General features: G+C 71.4%; 12 protein-coding genes. 4 read left to right on the top strand and 8 right to left on the bottom strand.

Annotated elements, in window-relative coordinates:
• The first annotated feature begins 14 nt into the window (after window positions 1–14).
• Both ENE75_RS13025 and ENE75_RS13020 read left to right on the top strand, forming a co-directional pair.
• Window positions 15–1,505, top strand: coding sequence for a transporter substrate-binding domain-containing protein (locus ENE75_RS13025; protein WP_158288937.1), 1,491 nt, complete (start codon window positions 15–17; stop codon window positions 1,503–1,505).
• Complete coding sequence (locus ENE75_RS13020; RefSeq protein WP_158288936.1) at window positions 1,402–2,727, top strand: hybrid sensor histidine kinase/response regulator; 1,326 nt, start codon at window positions 1,402–1,404, stop codon at window positions 2,725–2,727. Before ENE75_RS13025 ends, ENE75_RS13020 begins: the two co-directional genes overlap by 104 nt.
• Before the next feature lie 108 nt (window positions 2,728–2,835).
• Here the strand turns inward: ENE75_RS13020 and recG are convergent, their stop codons facing one another.
• Complete coding sequence (recG, locus tag ENE75_RS13015) at window positions 2,836–4,878, bottom strand: ATP-dependent DNA helicase RecG (protein ID WP_128198724.1); 2,043 nt, start codon at window positions 4,876–4,878, stop codon at window positions 2,836–2,838.
• Window positions 4,879–4,916: 38 nt separating this feature from the next.
• Here recG and queA point away from each other — a divergent pair, with 38 nt between their 5' ends.
• Complete coding sequence (gene queA, locus ENE75_RS13010; RefSeq protein WP_128198723.1) at window positions 4,917–5,957, top strand: tRNA preQ1(34) S-adenosylmethionine ribosyltransferase-isomerase QueA; 1,041 nt, start codon at window positions 4,917–4,919, stop codon at window positions 5,955–5,957.
• A gap of 9 nt (window positions 5,958–5,966) precedes the next feature.
• Here the strand turns inward: queA and ENE75_RS13005 are convergent, their stop codons facing one another.
• The 5 genes from ENE75_RS13005 to ENE75_RS12985 form a co-directional block, all read right to left on the bottom strand.
• Window positions 5,967–7,043, bottom strand: coding sequence for a DUF1513 domain-containing protein (locus ENE75_RS13005; protein WP_199232287.1), 1,077 nt, complete (start codon window positions 7,041–7,043; stop codon window positions 5,967–5,969).
• Window positions 7,044–7,045: 2 nt separating this feature from the next.
• Window positions 7,046–9,277, bottom strand: a complete 2,232-nt coding sequence (locus ENE75_RS13000) for a TonB-dependent receptor (RefSeq protein ID WP_128198722.1) — start codon at window positions 9,275–9,277, stop codon at window positions 7,046–7,048.
• Between the two features lie 79 nt (window positions 9,278–9,356).
• Complete coding sequence (locus ENE75_RS12995; protein WP_128198721.1) at window positions 9,357–9,776, bottom strand: ExbD/TolR family protein; 420 nt, start codon at window positions 9,774–9,776, stop codon at window positions 9,357–9,359.
• A gap of 15 nt (window positions 9,777–9,791) precedes the next feature.
• Window positions 9,792–10,523 carry a MotA/TolQ/ExbB proton channel family protein gene (locus ENE75_RS12990; RefSeq protein ID WP_233259048.1) on the bottom strand — a complete coding sequence of 244 codons (732 nt, stop codon included), beginning with the start codon at window positions 10,521–10,523 and terminating at the stop codon, window positions 9,792–9,794.
• Between the two features lie 2 nt (window positions 10,524–10,525).
• Window positions 10,526–11,230, bottom strand: coding sequence for an energy transducer TonB (locus ENE75_RS12985; RefSeq protein WP_128198720.1), 705 nt, complete (start codon window positions 11,228–11,230; stop codon window positions 10,526–10,528).
• A 197-nt stretch (window positions 11,231–11,427) separates the two neighbouring features.
• On the opposite strand from ENE75_RS12985, the gene tgt reads away from it, so the two are divergent.
• Entirely contained in the window at window positions 11,428–12,558 is a 1,131-nt protein-coding gene (tgt, locus tag ENE75_RS12980; protein ID WP_128198719.1) for a tRNA guanosine(34) transglycosylase Tgt, read from the top strand.
• A gap of 24 nt (window positions 12,559–12,582) precedes the next feature.
• Here tgt and ENE75_RS12975 read toward each other — a convergent pair whose 3' ends face one another.
• Together ENE75_RS12975 and ENE75_RS12970 are read right to left on the bottom strand one after the other, a co-directional pair.
• Complete coding sequence (locus ENE75_RS12975) at window positions 12,583–13,509, bottom strand: PEP-CTERM sorting domain-containing protein (protein WP_128198718.1); 927 nt, start codon at window positions 13,507–13,509, stop codon at window positions 12,583–12,585.
• 248 nt (window positions 13,510–13,757) lie between these two features.
• Window positions 13,758–14,384 (bottom strand): cohesin domain-containing protein, encoded by a 627-nt coding sequence (locus ENE75_RS12970; protein ID WP_128198717.1) that lies wholly within the window; start codon window positions 14,382–14,384, stop codon window positions 13,758–13,760.
• Window positions 14,385–14,402: the final 18 nt, after the last annotated feature.

The raw sequence follows: 14,402 nt of genomic DNA, 5'->3' as shown, positions 1-14,402 counted from the left end.
GGTCGGCATGGGTCGTGGCCGCCTTCGTGGTCTTGGCCGCCGTCTGGGCGCCCTGGCTTGCCAGGCCGGCGTCGGCGGCGCCGACCGCTGTCCCGGTGCCCAACGGCGGCGATGGTCCGGTGTGGCGCTACGGCATGCTGGCCGACTACCCGCCATTCCAGGTCTGGCCTGCCGGCGGCTGGCCCGGCGGTGCCGATCTGGAACTGCTCAACGCTGCGGCAGCCCGCGCCGGCGGGCGCATCGAGCCGGTGCGCTACACCGACTTCACGCAGCTGCTCGGCGACTTGACCGCCGGCCGCATCGACGTGGCCAGCGCGATGGCGCGTACGCCGGAGCGTGTTCAGCATCTGGCCTTCGGCCCGCCCTATGCCCGTGTGGAACAGGTGCTGGTGGCGCGCAGCCGCGACGGCGACGTGCCGCTCAGCCCCGACCTCGCCGGCCGCCGCGTGGCGGTGATCGACGGCTACGCCAGTGCCAGCGCCGTGGCGCGCCTGTTCCCGCTGGCCCCACGCGTGGCGGTGACCGACGTCGCCGATGGCCTGCGGGCGCTGGGCGAGGGCCGGGCCGACCTGTTCATCGAGTCGGCGCGTGTGGTGGCCGAGACGCTGGACCGGCTGAAGCTGCCCGACCTGCGCATCGCGCGCACGGTGGTGCTCGACAGTGGCGACCTGCACCTGGCCAGCAGCCCCGGCGCCGCGGGGCGCCTGGCGCCGCTGGCGGCGGCGCTCGATGCACTGGGCGAATCCGAGCGCCAGGCGCGCATCGTGCGCTGGTCGGCGGCCGAACCGGTGCCCCTGCAGCGGCCGTTCGCCCTCAGCGGCGACGAGCGCGCGCGTCTGGCGGCCCTGCCGCCGTTGCGGGTGGCGGTGCTGGCCGGGCAGGCCCCGTTCTCGTTGGTCGGGGACGACGGCGCGCCGGCTGGCCTGTCGGTGGACGTGCTCCAGGCCACCCTGGCCCGGCTGGCCTTGCCGCCGCCGAGCTGGCGCGTGATGGACGCGCGCGACGCGCTGGCCGCACTGCGCGCGGGCCAGGTGGACCTCGCGCTCGGCCTGCCAGAGCTCGCCGCACGCGGCTGGGGCATCGGCTATGTCGGCCCGTTCATCGAACACCCGCTGATGCTGGTGGCCGCGCGCCGCAGCGGCTTGTGGAGCATGGAGCAGATGGCCGGGCGCCGCCTGGCGCTGCCGGCACTGCAGGCGCCGCAGACGCTGCTGCTGGCGCGCTACCCGCAGGTCCGGCCCGGCGAGTGCGCGATGGTGACCGACTGCCTGGCCCAGGTGCAGCGCGGCGAGGCCGAGGCCATGGTGGCCGACGTCGTCAGCCTGGCCGTGGTGCTCGGCGGCGGCGGTTTCGACGACCTGCAGTTCGTGGGCACGGCGGGTGACCTTCGCCATGCGCGGGATGGCGGTGTCACCGGCGCAGCGCCCGCTGGTGCCGCTGCTGCAGCGGGCGCTGGACGGCGTGATGGCCGAAGACCTGCCTGCCATCAAGCGGCGATGGCTTGAGCGCCCACCGCCGCAGCACGTTGCATGGACCGTCCTGCGCCGCGCAGCGCCGTGGGCCGTGGCGGCGCTGCTAGCCCTGGGTGGGCTGTGGTGGTGGCACCAGCGGGGCCTGCGCGCCGAGGTCGCGCGCACGCAGGCGGCGCGGCGCAAGGCCGAGCAGGCCGCGGCCAGTGCGCAGCGCTTCATCGTCTTCCTGGCGCACGAGGTGCGCAACTCGCTGCACTCGGTGATCGCCGCCGTGACGCTGCTGCGCGGCCAGCCCGGGGTCGACGCGGCGCTGGCCGAGCCGTTGGGCCGGTCGGCGCGCGGCACGCTGGCGCTGCTCAACGGCCTGCTCGACCGCGAACGGCTGGCCGCCGGCGGGCTGACGTTGAACCCGGCGCCGGTGCGCCTGCCGGCGCTGGTGGCCGGGGTGGTCGACGAAATGATGCCGCTCGCGCGCGCCGCCGGGGCCACGCTGGAGCTCGACCCGCTGCCCGACCGCCTGCTGAGGGTGGACGCGTTGCGGGTGCAGCAGGTGCTGCGCAACCTGTTGAGCAATGCCATCAAGTACGGCGGACCCGGGGCCGTGGCGGTGACGCATGCGGTCGAAGCCGTCGACGACGGCTGCCGGGTCTGCCTGACGGTGCGCGACCATGGGCCGGGCCTGGATGCGCAGGCGCTGGCCCGGGTGTTCGAGCCCTTCACCTCCGCCTCGCCGGGCCGGCCAGACAGCGCCGGCCTGGGCCTGTCGCTGAGCCGGGACCTGGCCCGGGCCCTGGGTGGCGACCTCACGCTCGCCCCCGCCGAGGTCGGCGGGCTGTGTGCGGAGTTCGTCTGGCAGGCGCAGTGCCTCGAAGCGACGCCGGCAGCCGCGGCGAAGGCGGGCCGCAACGTGCTGATCGTCGAGGACGCGGAGGTCTATGCCCTCCTGCTGCGGCGCGCGTTCGAGGAGGCGGGTTGGCAGGTGGAGACGGTCGCCAGCGTGGCCGATGCGCGTGATCGCCTGACCGCGCAGCCGTATGCGCTGCTGCTGACCGACCTACACCTGCCCGATGGCGATGCCGCGGCGGTGCTCGCCGCAGACACCCGCCCGGGCGGGTGTCGCATCTTGATGAGCGCCGAGCTCGACGCCGGTGCGCCGCAGCTGCCCGGCGCCGACCATGTCGTGGCCAAGGATGCCGACGTGGCGCTGTTCGTGGCACGCGTGCTGTTGCTGGAGCGGGAGGCGGCGACGGCCTGAGTCGAAGGATTCTTCGTCCAGCTCAGCCCTGCGGGCCGCGCTCGCGCAAGCATGCGCTCGCCCGTTCGTGGGCGTGGAACCCTGCGCAGGCAGGGTTCTACGTCCCACTCACGCCTTCAAGAACTCGCTGCGGGTGCCCAGCCAGCGGGCCACGTGCGCGCGCGCAGCGTCGGGTTGTTCGCGCAGCAGGCGCGGCGCCAGGGCGCGGGCGGCCTGCAGCAGGGCGTCGTCCTCGGCCAGGTCGGCAAAGCGCAGCAGCGCGTCGCCGCTCTGGCGGGCGCCGAGGAATTCGCCCGGGCCGCGGATGTCCAGGTCGCGGCGGGCGATCTCGAAGCCGTCGGTGGTCTCGGCCATCGCGCGCAGCCGGGCCTTGCCGGCGTCGGCCAGCGGGGGCGTGTACAGCAGCACGCAGGCGCTGGCCACGGCGCCGCGACCGACACGGCCGCGCAGCTGGTGCAGCTGCGCCAGGCCGAAACGTTCGGCGTGCTCGATCACCATCAGGCTGGCGTTGGGCACGTCCACCCCCACCTCGATGACCGTGGTGGCCACCAGCACGGCCGTGTGGCCGGCGGAGAACGCGGCCATGGTGGTGGCCTTGTCGGCCGCAGCCATGCGGCCGTGCAGCAGGCCGACCTGGGCACCCGGCACTGCTGCCGAGAGCTCGGCGTGGGCTTCGGTGGCGTTCTTCAGGTCCAGCGTCTCGCTTTCGGCCACCAGCGGGCAGACCCAGTAGACCTGCTTGCCCGCGGCGACTTCGTCGCGGATGCGCGCCAGCACCTCGGGCCGGCGGTTGTCGGCGAAGACCTTGGTGACGATGGGCGTGCGCCCGGGTGGCAGGGCGTCGATGGTGCTGACGTCGAGGTCGGCGTAGTAGGTCATCGCCAGCGTGCGCGGGATCGGCGTGGCCGTCATCATCAGCAGGTGCGGCTCCAGGCCATCGCGGGCCTGCCGCAGCGCCAGCCGCTGCGCGACGCCGAAGCGGTGCTGCTCGTCGACGATGGCCAGGCCCAGCCGCGCGAAGTCCACGCCCTCCTGGATCATCGCCTGGGTACCCACGACCAGGGTGGCGCGACCATCGGCCACCGCGGCCAGCTGCTCGCGCCGGGCCTTGCCGCGCCGGCTGCCGGTGAGCCAGGCGGTGACGATGCCCAGCGGCTCCAGCCACTGCACCAGCTTGCGGAAGTGCTGCTCGGCCAGCAGTTCGGTGGGGGCCATCAATGCGCACTGCCAGCCGGCGTCGATGGCAGTGGCGGCGGCCAGCGCGGCGACCACGGTCTTGCCGGCGCCCACGTCGCCCTGCAGCAGGCGGTGCATCGGCTGCTCGCGGCCCAGGTCGGCCACGATCTCGGCCACCACGCGGTCCTGGGCCGGGGTCAGTGCCCAGGGCAGTGCGGTCCGCAGCCGCTGGGGCAGACCGTCGTCGCGCGCCTGCATCACCGGCGCGCGCAGGTGGGCGCGTTCGGCACGTGCCATCGCCTGCGAGAGCTGCTGCGCCAGCAGCTCGTCGAACTTGATGCGCTCCCAGGCCGGGTGGCGGCGCTGCTCCAGCGCCGCCACGGGGGCACCGACCGGCGGCTGGTGCAGATAGGCCAGGGCCTCGCGCAGCGACGGCAGGCCTGGCGGCAGGTCGGCTGGCGGCAGCAGCTCGGTCAGATCGGCACGCTTCAGGCCAGAGGCCACGGCCTTGCGCAGGTAGGCCTGGGGCAGCTGTGCACTGGCGGGGTACACCGGCGTCAGCGCCTGCGGCAGCGGCGTGTCCTCGGCCACCACACGCACGCTGGGGTGCACCATCTCGCGGCCGAAGAAGCCCTCGCGCAGCTCGCCGCGCACGCGCAGCAGCACGCCGGCCGCCCAGGCCTTCTGCTGGGTGGCGTAGAAGTGCAGGAAGCGCAGCACCAGGGTGTCGCGCCCGTCCTGCAAGTGCACCACCAGCTGCCGGCGGCTGCGCGTCTCGATGCGGCACTCGCGCACGATGCCCTGCACCTGCACCGTCTCGCCGGCGCGGGCCTGCGCCAGCGGCACCAGGCGCGTCTCGTCCTCCCAGCGCAGCGGCAGGTGCAAGGCGAGGTCGACGTCGCGCACCAGCCCCAGCTTCTCCAGGGCCTTGGCGGGGCCGGACTTCGCAGATCCGGACTTCGGCGCGTCGGGCATGGAACAATTCTGGGCCCAGGGCAGTCCCTGGTCGTGCCATGCCTCACTTCAGCCTGTCCGACTTCGACTTCGACCTGCCGCCCGAGCTGGTGGCGCAGCACCCGGCGCCCGAGCGCAGCGGCTCGCGCCTGCTCGACGGCACCGGGCCGGTGCCGGTGGACCGGGTCTTCCGCGACCTGCCGGCGCTGCTGTCGCCGGGCGATCTGCTGGTGGTCAACGACACGCGGGTCATCAAGGCGCGGCTGCTGGGCGAAAAGCCCACCGGCGGCGCCGTGGAGGCACTGGTGGAACGCGTGTTCCCGGGCACCCAGGAGGTCTGGGCCCATCTGCGCGCCAGCAAGTCGCCGCGGCCAGGCACGGTGGTGCGCTTCGCCGACGCCTTCGACGCGCTGGTGCTGGGCCGCGCCGGCCCGGAGGACGCGCTGTTCCACCTGCGCTTCCCCGACGACCCCTTCGTGCTGCTGTGGCGCCATGGCCATGTGCCACTGCCGCCGTACATCACGCACGACGACAGCGCCGAGGACGAGGCGCGCTACCAGACCGTGTTCGCCGACAAGCCGGGTGCAGTGGCGGCACCGACCGCCTCGCTGCACTTCGACGACGCCGTGCTCGCGGCGCTGGCTGCGCGTGGCGTACAGCGCGCCACGGTGACGCTGCACGTGGGCGCCGGCACCTTCCAGCCGGTGCGCGCCGAGAACATCGCCGAGCACCGCATGCACAGCGAGTGGTACGAGGTGCCCGCAGCCACGGTGCACGCCATCGAGGCCACACGCGCCGCTGGCGGGCGTGTGGTGGCCGCGGGCACGACCGCGCTGCGCGCGCTGGAGTCGGCCGCGCGCGACGGTGGCCTGCGTGCGCGCCAGGGCGAGACCGATCTCTTCATCACCCCGGGCTTCGACTTCCGCGTGGTCGACCGCCTGGTGACCAACTTCCACCTGCCCAAGAGCACGCTGATGATGCTGGTCTCGGCCTTTGCCGGCCACGCGCACGTGATGGCGCTGTACCGGCACGCCATCGAGAGCCGCTACCGGTTCTTCAGCTATGGCGACGCGATGCTGCTCGCGCGCACGGACAGCTGAGGCCAGCGCTCAACTGCGCAGCACCACCATGTGGTTGTCCAGCGCCATCGGCTCCGGCCAGGGCAGCATCGCCGGCGCTTCCCGCGGGTGCCAGCGCGCCAGGCCGCGCCCCGCGGCGACGAGCACGCCGCTGCCAGTGGCCAGCGCGTAGGCGCGCTGCAGCTGCGCCACCTCGGTCAGGCGGTCGGCCGCAGAGGGCTGCCACCACCAGGCGGTGTCGCGGAAGGCGTTGCTGATCACGAAGCCACCCCCACCAGCAGCGGGCACACCGGTGATGTCGCCGGCGTAGCCGTTGCCGCCGGGCACGGTCTGCAGCGTGCGGCCATCCCACACGGCCAGCGCCGGCGCCGCGGCCTTGTCGGCGGCGCGGTCGTGTTCGGCCTGCAGGGCCACGCCGAGCAGCCCGCTGTCGTCCCAGGCCAGATGGCGCACCGACAGGCGCGGGTCGGCGGGCCGCCATTGGCCCAGCGGTTCGCCGCTGCCACCGTGCACCCGCACCAGTGAGGCGTCCATGCGGTCGAGCTGGATCTTGCGGTCGTCGCGGTCGCGCCAGATGCCGCCGTTGGCCAGCACCACGTGACCTTCGCGGTCGACCAGCAGCTGGTGCGGCTCCACGCCGTGGCTGTCCCAGTCGTCGAGCTTCTTCAGCGTGCTGGCATCGCGCACGCCGATGCGGCCGCCGCCGCTGTGGGTGTCGGTCTCGGTGGTGTAGAGCCGGGTGCCGTCGGCGCTGGCGACGACGTGGCCGCCAAAGCGGCGCGGCAGGGGCTCGTCGGCGATGTCGATGCGCTGGCGCACGCTGCCGTCGGGTGCCAGGCGCAGCAGCCAGCGGCCGGGGCGCAGCGCCACGGCCAGCAGGCCACCGTCGGGCTCGCCGAACAGGCCGTGAGGCCGCGTCGGCACGCGCAGTTGGCCGGCGATGCGCAGCGTGCGCGCCGCCCAGTCCACGGCCAGGATGCCGACGTGGTGGTCGCTGCCTTCCGCCGCGCCGCGCCAGGCCACGCCCAGGCGCAGAGGTGGTGCGTCGGCGTGGGCCGGCAGCACGGCGCTGCCAGCCAGCAGCGCAAGCAGATGACGCCGCTGCACGATCAGAACCGGCTCGTCACCGTCAGCTGCAGCGTGCGGCCCTTGCCCGGGATGAAGTGGCCGCGGTAGAGCTGGTCGGCGTAGAGCTTGTCGGTCACGTTCGTGAGGTTGAGCTTGAAGATCGCCGGCCCGGCGTCGTACTCCGCCATCAGGTCGGCGGTGACGTACTTCTCGGCGTAGAAGTCGGTCAGCAGCGGCTTGACGCCGCCGCGCGCGTTGAGGCCCCCGCCGACGCGCCACTTCGGCGTCAGGCGGTAGGTGGTCCACACCGTGCCGCTGTGCACCGCGGTCATCGCCGGGCGCGCGCCCACCGTCTCGCCACCCACCAGCGTGGTGCCGCTGACGCTGGCGGCCTTGTCGACCTCGGCGTCGGGGATCCAGGTGTAGGCGGCGAACAGCTCCCACTCCGGCGTGATGCGGCCGGCGAAGTCCAGGTCCAGGCCGGCCGCATGGCGCTGGCCGCTGAGGATGTAGTTGGTGGGATTCACCGACTCCTCGTCGCGGTTGCGCTCGTTGTACTTGGTGGCGTGGAAAAGCGCGAAGCGCGTGGTGAAGCGGCCCTGCGCCCAATCCAGGCTGCCGCCCAGTTCGAGGTTGCGGCTCTTCTCCGGCGGCGTGTTCTCGCCCAGGACGTCGAAGGAGTAGGTGTCCCCCGAGGTGTTGAACGAAGTGCCGTACGAGAAGTGGAAGGACATCTTCTCGCTCGGCTGGTAGAGCACGCCCAGGCGCTTGCTCAGCAGGCTGTCGCTGCGCCCGCGCTCGGCGGTCACGTCACCGATCGTCGCACCGTTGTTGGTGTTGGTGGCGTAGGTGGTGTAGTCGCCCTTGAAGCGGTCCCAGCGAAGGCCGGCCAGCACCTTCCAGGCAGGCGCCACCTGCACCAGGTCCTGCGCGTAGAGGCCCAGGCCGTTGGCGTCGAACTGCTGGCTGCGGTAGACGTTGCGCAGGCTCTCGTCGACCGAGCCCGTGGCGCCTGGACTGCCGATCGTGGTGGTGCCCTTGCCCGGGAAGCCGGCGGGGGCGACGGCGCTGTAGCGCGTGAAGTCCTCGATGGCCAGGTCCATGCCGGCCAACACCTCATGTTGCAGGCCGAACCATCCGAAGCGGCCGCTGTAGTCGCTCTGCAGGTACACCGCCTCCATGTCCTGGATCTTGGCGTTGGCGCCGCGGTTGAGCACGGTGTCTGCGCCAATGTTGTCGAACGTGATGCGCTCGGTCACCTGCGGGCAGTTGGCGTTCGGGCTGCCGTTGTTGCCGGGCTGGCAGAAGCGGATCGCGCTGGCGCGCTGGTCGCGGTTGTAGCGGCCCACGCGCAGCACGGTGCGCAGCTCGTCGCGGTTGGTGAAGCGGTGCGTGTGCGTCGCCGTGGCGTAGGTGGTGCCGCCGGCCATGTAGTCGCTTTCGGCGCCGTAGTAGCTGTCGGGCTTCCAGCCGCTCCACATCTTGCTGTCCAGCCACGGGAAGCCGTAGTGGATGCCGTTCTTGTACTCGAGGTGGTACAGGCCGACACTGATCTCGTCGGCGGTGCCGATCCCGAATCGGTAGGTGGGCGCGATGCCCCACTTGTCGATCTTGTTGCCCTGGTTGTCGCCGGTGTTGAGCACGGCGTTCACGCGGAAGGCCGCGTCGTCGCCGGTGCGCTTGTTGAGATCGAGCGTGCCGCGCAGGTAGTTGCCGCTGCCCAGCGTGATCGCCATCTCGTTCTGGTCGAAACCGAAGGGCTGCTTGTTGACCTGGTTGACCGCGCCGCCGGTGGAGCCGCGGCCGAACAGCATCGAGGCCGAGCCCTTGAGCACCTCCAGGCGGTCCCAGTTGAAGCTGTCGCGGTCGTAGAAGCCGGGGTCGCGCATGCCGTCGAGGAAGATGTCGCCGGTGGACTGCAGCGCAAAGCCGCGCAGACGGATGTCCTCCTCCTGGCCTTCGGCGGCCTGGAAGGTGATGCCGGCGGTGCTGCGCAGCGTGTCCTTCAGGGTGTCGAGGTTGCGGTCGTCGAGCAGGCGCTCTGTGACGACGGTGACCGACTGCGGGATGTCGCGCAGTTCCTGCTGGCCCTTGCCGATGCGCGTGGTGGTGGCGCGCACGGTGTCCTTGTCGGTCTCGGCTTTGGCACGTACGGGCACCGGGGCCAGCGTGGGCGCAGACGCGGCGGCGTCGGGGGCCGGGGCGGTCTGCGCGAAGGCCGTGTGCGCGGCCAGCGCGGCCGGCAGCAGGGCGAAGGGGATCAATCGATGCATGAGAAGGCTCCTCGGGGGTCGTCGTCGGCACGGGCTGGCGGCGGCTCGCGAGTGCGCTGGTCTTGGTTTCGGAAAGGAATCAGGGGCTGTCGGGCTCGCTGACGAAGCCGACCTTGGTCAGGCCGGCGCGGGCGGCGTCGGCCAGCGTCTGCGCCACGAAGCGGTAGGGCACGGCCTGGTCGGCGCGCAGGTGGATTTCCGGCTGCGGCTGGCGCTGGCCGGCTTCCGTGAACCGCGCTGCGACCACCTCGCGCGCGACGGCTTCGCCGTTCCAGTACAGCGTGCCGGTGGCGTCGATCGCGAACTCCACCTTGTCGGGCACGGGTGGGTTGACCTGCGAACTGGCCTGCGGCAGTTCCAGTTTCACGGCATGCGTGAGCAGCGGCGCGGTGACGATGAAGATCACCAGCAGCACCAGCATCACGTCGATCAGCGGCACCATGTTGATCTCGGCCATCGGCGCCGAGGCGTTCTTCGAGTCGAAGCTGGCGAAGGCCATGGTGGACTCCGGCGCTCAGGCCGCCGCGGGCCGCAGCGGTTGCACCTTGGCAGGCTCGTCGGCTGCAGCCAGCGGCTGGCCCATGGCCACAAAGGTGTGCAGCTCGTAGGCGAAGGCGTCCAGGCGCGACAGCGTCACGCGGTTGGCGCGGACCAGCACGTTGTAGCCCACCACCGCGGGGATGGCCACGGCCAGGCCCAGGCCGGTCATGATCAGCGCCTCGCCCACCGGGCCGGCCACCTTGTCCAGCGTGCCGGCGCCGCTCATGCCGATGGCCACCAGCGCGTGGTAGACGCCCCAGACGGTGCCGAACAGACCGACGAAGGGTGCGGTGGCACCCACGGTGGCCAGCACCGTCAGGCCGTTCTCCAGCCGCGTGGTCTCCTCGTCGAGCACCTTCTTGATCGTGCGGGTGACGAAGTCGCTGGCCGAGCCGGCTTCTTCCAGCTTGGCGGCGCCATAGCGGGCGTGGTGCTGGCGCGCGTGCATGGCGTGCGCGGTCAGGTGCGAAAACGGGTCGTGCGCGCCGTGGGTGCTGATCTCGTGCTGAACGGCGTCGAGCGAGCTGGCGTTCCAGAAGAAGTCCAGGAAGCGCGCGCTGCGGTGCTGGCGCGACCACTGCGCCAGGCCCTTGAGCGCGATGATGATCCACGACAGCACCGACATCGCCAGCAGCAGCACCAGCAGCGTCTTGCCGACGCCGTCGCTCTGCGCAAGGAAGTGAGCGAAGCCCAGCGAGGTGTCCACGGTCAGTTCTCCAGTTCGAAGGGAATCGGGATGCGCGCCCAGCCCGCCACCGGCTGGCCGTTCTCGGTGTAGGGCCTGAAGCGGGCCGTGCGCACGCCGGCTACGGCGGCGCGGTCCAGTCGGTCGAAGCCGCTGGACTGCACCACCTGCACCTGCTGCGGCACGCCGGCGGTGTCCATGTAGACGGCCACCACCACCAGACCCTGTTCGTTGAGGCGGCGCGAGGCGCTGGGGTAGACGATGTCGGGCAGCACCGCGTACTGGATGGCCGACGGCGGGATCATGCGCGGCGGCGGGGGAGGCGCGGGCGGTGCCGGTGGCGCGGGCGGTGCAGGCGGCGCTGGCGCCACCAGCACTGGCTCGGGCGGCGCCGGCTCGGGTGCGGGCGCGACGAAGGGCGCGGGCGCCGGCTCGGGCTGCGGTGCCACGGTCACCACGGGCTTGGGCGGCGGCGGGCGCTTGGGCAGTGGTTTCGGGGGTGGCGGCGGTGGCGGGGCCGGCGGCGCTTCGGGCGCTGGCGGAGCCAGCAGGTCGACGAACATCGGTGCGGCGGCCACCAGCGACTCGCGCACCGCCTGCACCTGCAGCAGCCCCCAGGCGGCCGCGCCATGCAGCGCGACGATCAGCGCGATGGCGGCGCGCCGCTGCCCAGCGGGCAGGTCGGGGTCGGGTCGGTGGACGAGGCGGGGCACGACGGCGAGACGCATGATGGGCGCGAAAATCCGGCTCGATCCGGCATGCATGCGCTCACTGCAAAAGGTGTTTGGTTGTTGGACTCAAGCATAACACGAATGATTCGCACTCTGATAACGTTCATGTGTTTCGCTCGTCGTGCAGGCTGGCCACCGGCCCTCGCCAATCTGGCCTGTCGGCATGCGCCCCGGGCCCCGGCGACAATCCGCCGATGCTGCACTTCGACCTGCTGTCCACCGAAGGCCATGCCCGCCGCGGCCGCCTGCGCCTGAACCACGGGGTGGTCGAGACACCCATCTTCATGCCCGTGGGCACTTACGGCACGGTCAAGGGCGTGCTGCCCCGGGACCTGGAAACCATGGGCGCGCAGATCATCCTGGGCAACACCTTCCACCTGTGGATGCGGCCCGGGCTGGACGTGCTGGGCACCTTCGGCGGCCTGCACCGCTTCGAGGGGTGGCAGCGGCCAATCCTGACCGACAGCGGCGGCTTCCAGGTCTGGAGCCTGGGCAAGATGCGCAAGATCAGCGAGGAAGGCGTGCGCTTCGCCTCGCCCGTCAACGGCGACAAGCTGTTCCTGACGCCCGAGGTCAGCATGCAGGTGCAGACGGTGCTCAACAGCGACATCGTCATGCAGTTCGACGAGTGCACGCCCTACGAGACCGACGGCCAGATCACCACCGAAAAGGCGGCGCGGGCATCGATGGAGCTCAGCCTGCGCTGGGCCAGGCGCTCGAAGGACGAGTTCGCGCGGCTGGAGAATCCGAACGCGCTGTTCGGCATCGTGCAGGGCGGCATGTTCGAGCCGCTGCGCGAGGCCTCACTCGCGGCGCTGGTGGACCTGGACCTGCCGGGTTACGCCATCGGCGGCGTCAGCGTCGGCGAGCCCAAGGAGGACATGCGCCGCATCATGGCGCACACGCCGCACCGGCTGCCGGCGCACAAGCCGCGCTACCTGATGGGCGTGGGCACGCCGGAGGACCTGGTGGAGGGTGTGCACCATGGCGTGGACCTGTTCGACTGCGTGATGCCCACGCGCAACGCGCGCAACGGGCACCTGTTCACGCGCTTCGGCGAATTGAAGATCCGCAACGCCCGCCACAAGGCCGACGAGCGGCCACTGGATCCCACCTGCGCCTGCCACGCCTGCAGCCACTTCAGCCGCGCCTACCTGCACCATCTGGAGCGCTGCGGCGAGATGCTGGCGCCGATGCTGGCCAGCATCCACAACCTGCACTACTACCTGAACCTGATGAAGGAAGTAAGAGCGGCCCTCGAGGAGGGCCGTTTCGAAGCGTTCCGCGCCCAGTTCCACGCGGACCGGCAGCGCGGGATCGACTGACGGCCGATCCCGCGCACGACGGTGTCAGCGTGAACGCCTGCGCGCCGTGAAAGCCGTGAAGGCCAGGCCGGCCAGCCACAGCGCGGCCGTGCCCGGCTCGGGGACCGCCGGCATGTTGACCAGGTCGCCATAGGCGCTGCCACTGACATACACATTGGCGCGGAACTGGCCGTCCATCCAATCGCCGGTGGCGTTGACGAACGAGACCGCCAGCGGGCCGGCATCGCTGGCCTGCTGCGACACCCACCCTTCCAACCAGTAGTCGTAGTACGACCCGGCGTTCACGTCGCGTTGGTCGAACGACGTCTGATAGCCATACCCGCCGCCTGCGGCCGGGCCTTCGGCGGTCAGCGACGCCGACGCGTAGCCGTTGATGCCATTGAGGTACAGCCAGCCGTAGGGGTCGGTGAAGCTGCCACCACCGACCGCCGCCACGTCGACGCTGGCCTGGGCCGTAAACAGCACGAGCGTGTTGGCGCTCAGGCTGAACGACACGCCGTAGTCGTACACGCGGGCACCGGCGGAGAACGTGGTGGAGGGCAACGTCCACCAGAAGTCACCCGCCTGGTCCGGCGGTGCCATGGCCGAACCGCTGGCGCTCAGCGCAAACGTACCCGCCAAGGGACTGCCGCCGATCGATGATGCGGCATTGCCGTAGCTCACCTGGGCTGCCGCCTCGTTGGCAGCCCATGGGCTGCCCGGGCTGCTGAACGACTCCGACGCCGAGCCCGACCGGGTGGCCGTGGTGTAGCTCGTGCTGGCGTTGCCGGCATTGCTGCCGGCGTACATCGAGAACGTGATCGTCGGCGCGACGCCGTCGGCGGGCGCCAGATCGACGAGGGTGAAGCCCAGGCCCGTCAACGAGGCGCTGGCGGTGGTGCTGCTGTCGGCCCACGCAGGCACGACGAGAAGGGCCGCCGAAATGGCGGCCACGCGGGACAGAAGTCGCATGGATGCTCCTTGAGAAAGCGAAGGCGCCCGGGTCTGTGCCGGGCTGGGATCGACGCTCTCAGTGCCGGATCGACACCGTGCGATATGTCGCTCGACGCGCACCCCCACGTTCACGGGGTTCGCTCATGCATGTGCCTCGGCGCGGCCGGCCGGCTGGCGTCGTGCGGGCCGCCCATGCCGCGTCGCTGCATGGCGCAAATGAGAAGGGGCCGCAGATGCGGCCCCATCGGCACCGTGACCCGATGCGGTCAGACAGCCTTGACGACCTTCGGCCGGCGGCGTGCCAGGCCGGCTGCCCCCAGGGCTGCAAGCGCCAGCGCATAGCTCGCAGGCTCGGGCACGGTGCAATTGCTGCCGACGCAGATCTGGCCGTTGCGAGACGAAACGTCGAAGTCCGCGCTTCCGTCCCAGTTCGACAGCACGACGTTTGACAGCAGCAAGGGACTCAGTCCAGCAGAGATGCCTTCAAACGTCACGGTGGCAAGGACAAACGAAGCGCCTTGCAGACCAGCCAGGGTCGCCTGATCTGCGTTCTCGTCGGCCGCAACGAACAGATCAAGCTCGCCAGGAACGCTGAAGCCGAAACTCACGTCATCGGGGGCGGCTCCAAAGGCACCACCCGGCACAACGCTGAAGTCGACGCCGGCCAGCAGACTGTCGTTGTACCCCAGCGTCAGGCTGAAGCCACCAACCGCCTCGTCCGGCTGGGTCAGGCCACTGACGACGATATCCACGGTCGTGGTGCTGCCCACCGGCAAGTCCTGGCTCACCGGGCTGATGCTCACCACGGGCGCTGCCTGTGCGGCACCGGCCACCAGCAGGCAGGCTGCCGTCACGGCCCTGACGCTGGCAAAGAGGGTCTTGCTGTCGTACATGTTTCGCTCCTATCTGGA

The sequence above is a fragment of the Rubrivivax albus genome (genome assembly GCF_004016515.1).
Lineage (GTDB): Bacteria > Pseudomonadota > Gammaproteobacteria > Burkholderiales > Burkholderiaceae_C > Rubrivivax > Rubrivivax albus.
Note: the sequence above shows the minus strand (reverse complement) of the source record. Positions and strands in the feature narration are given on the sequence as shown.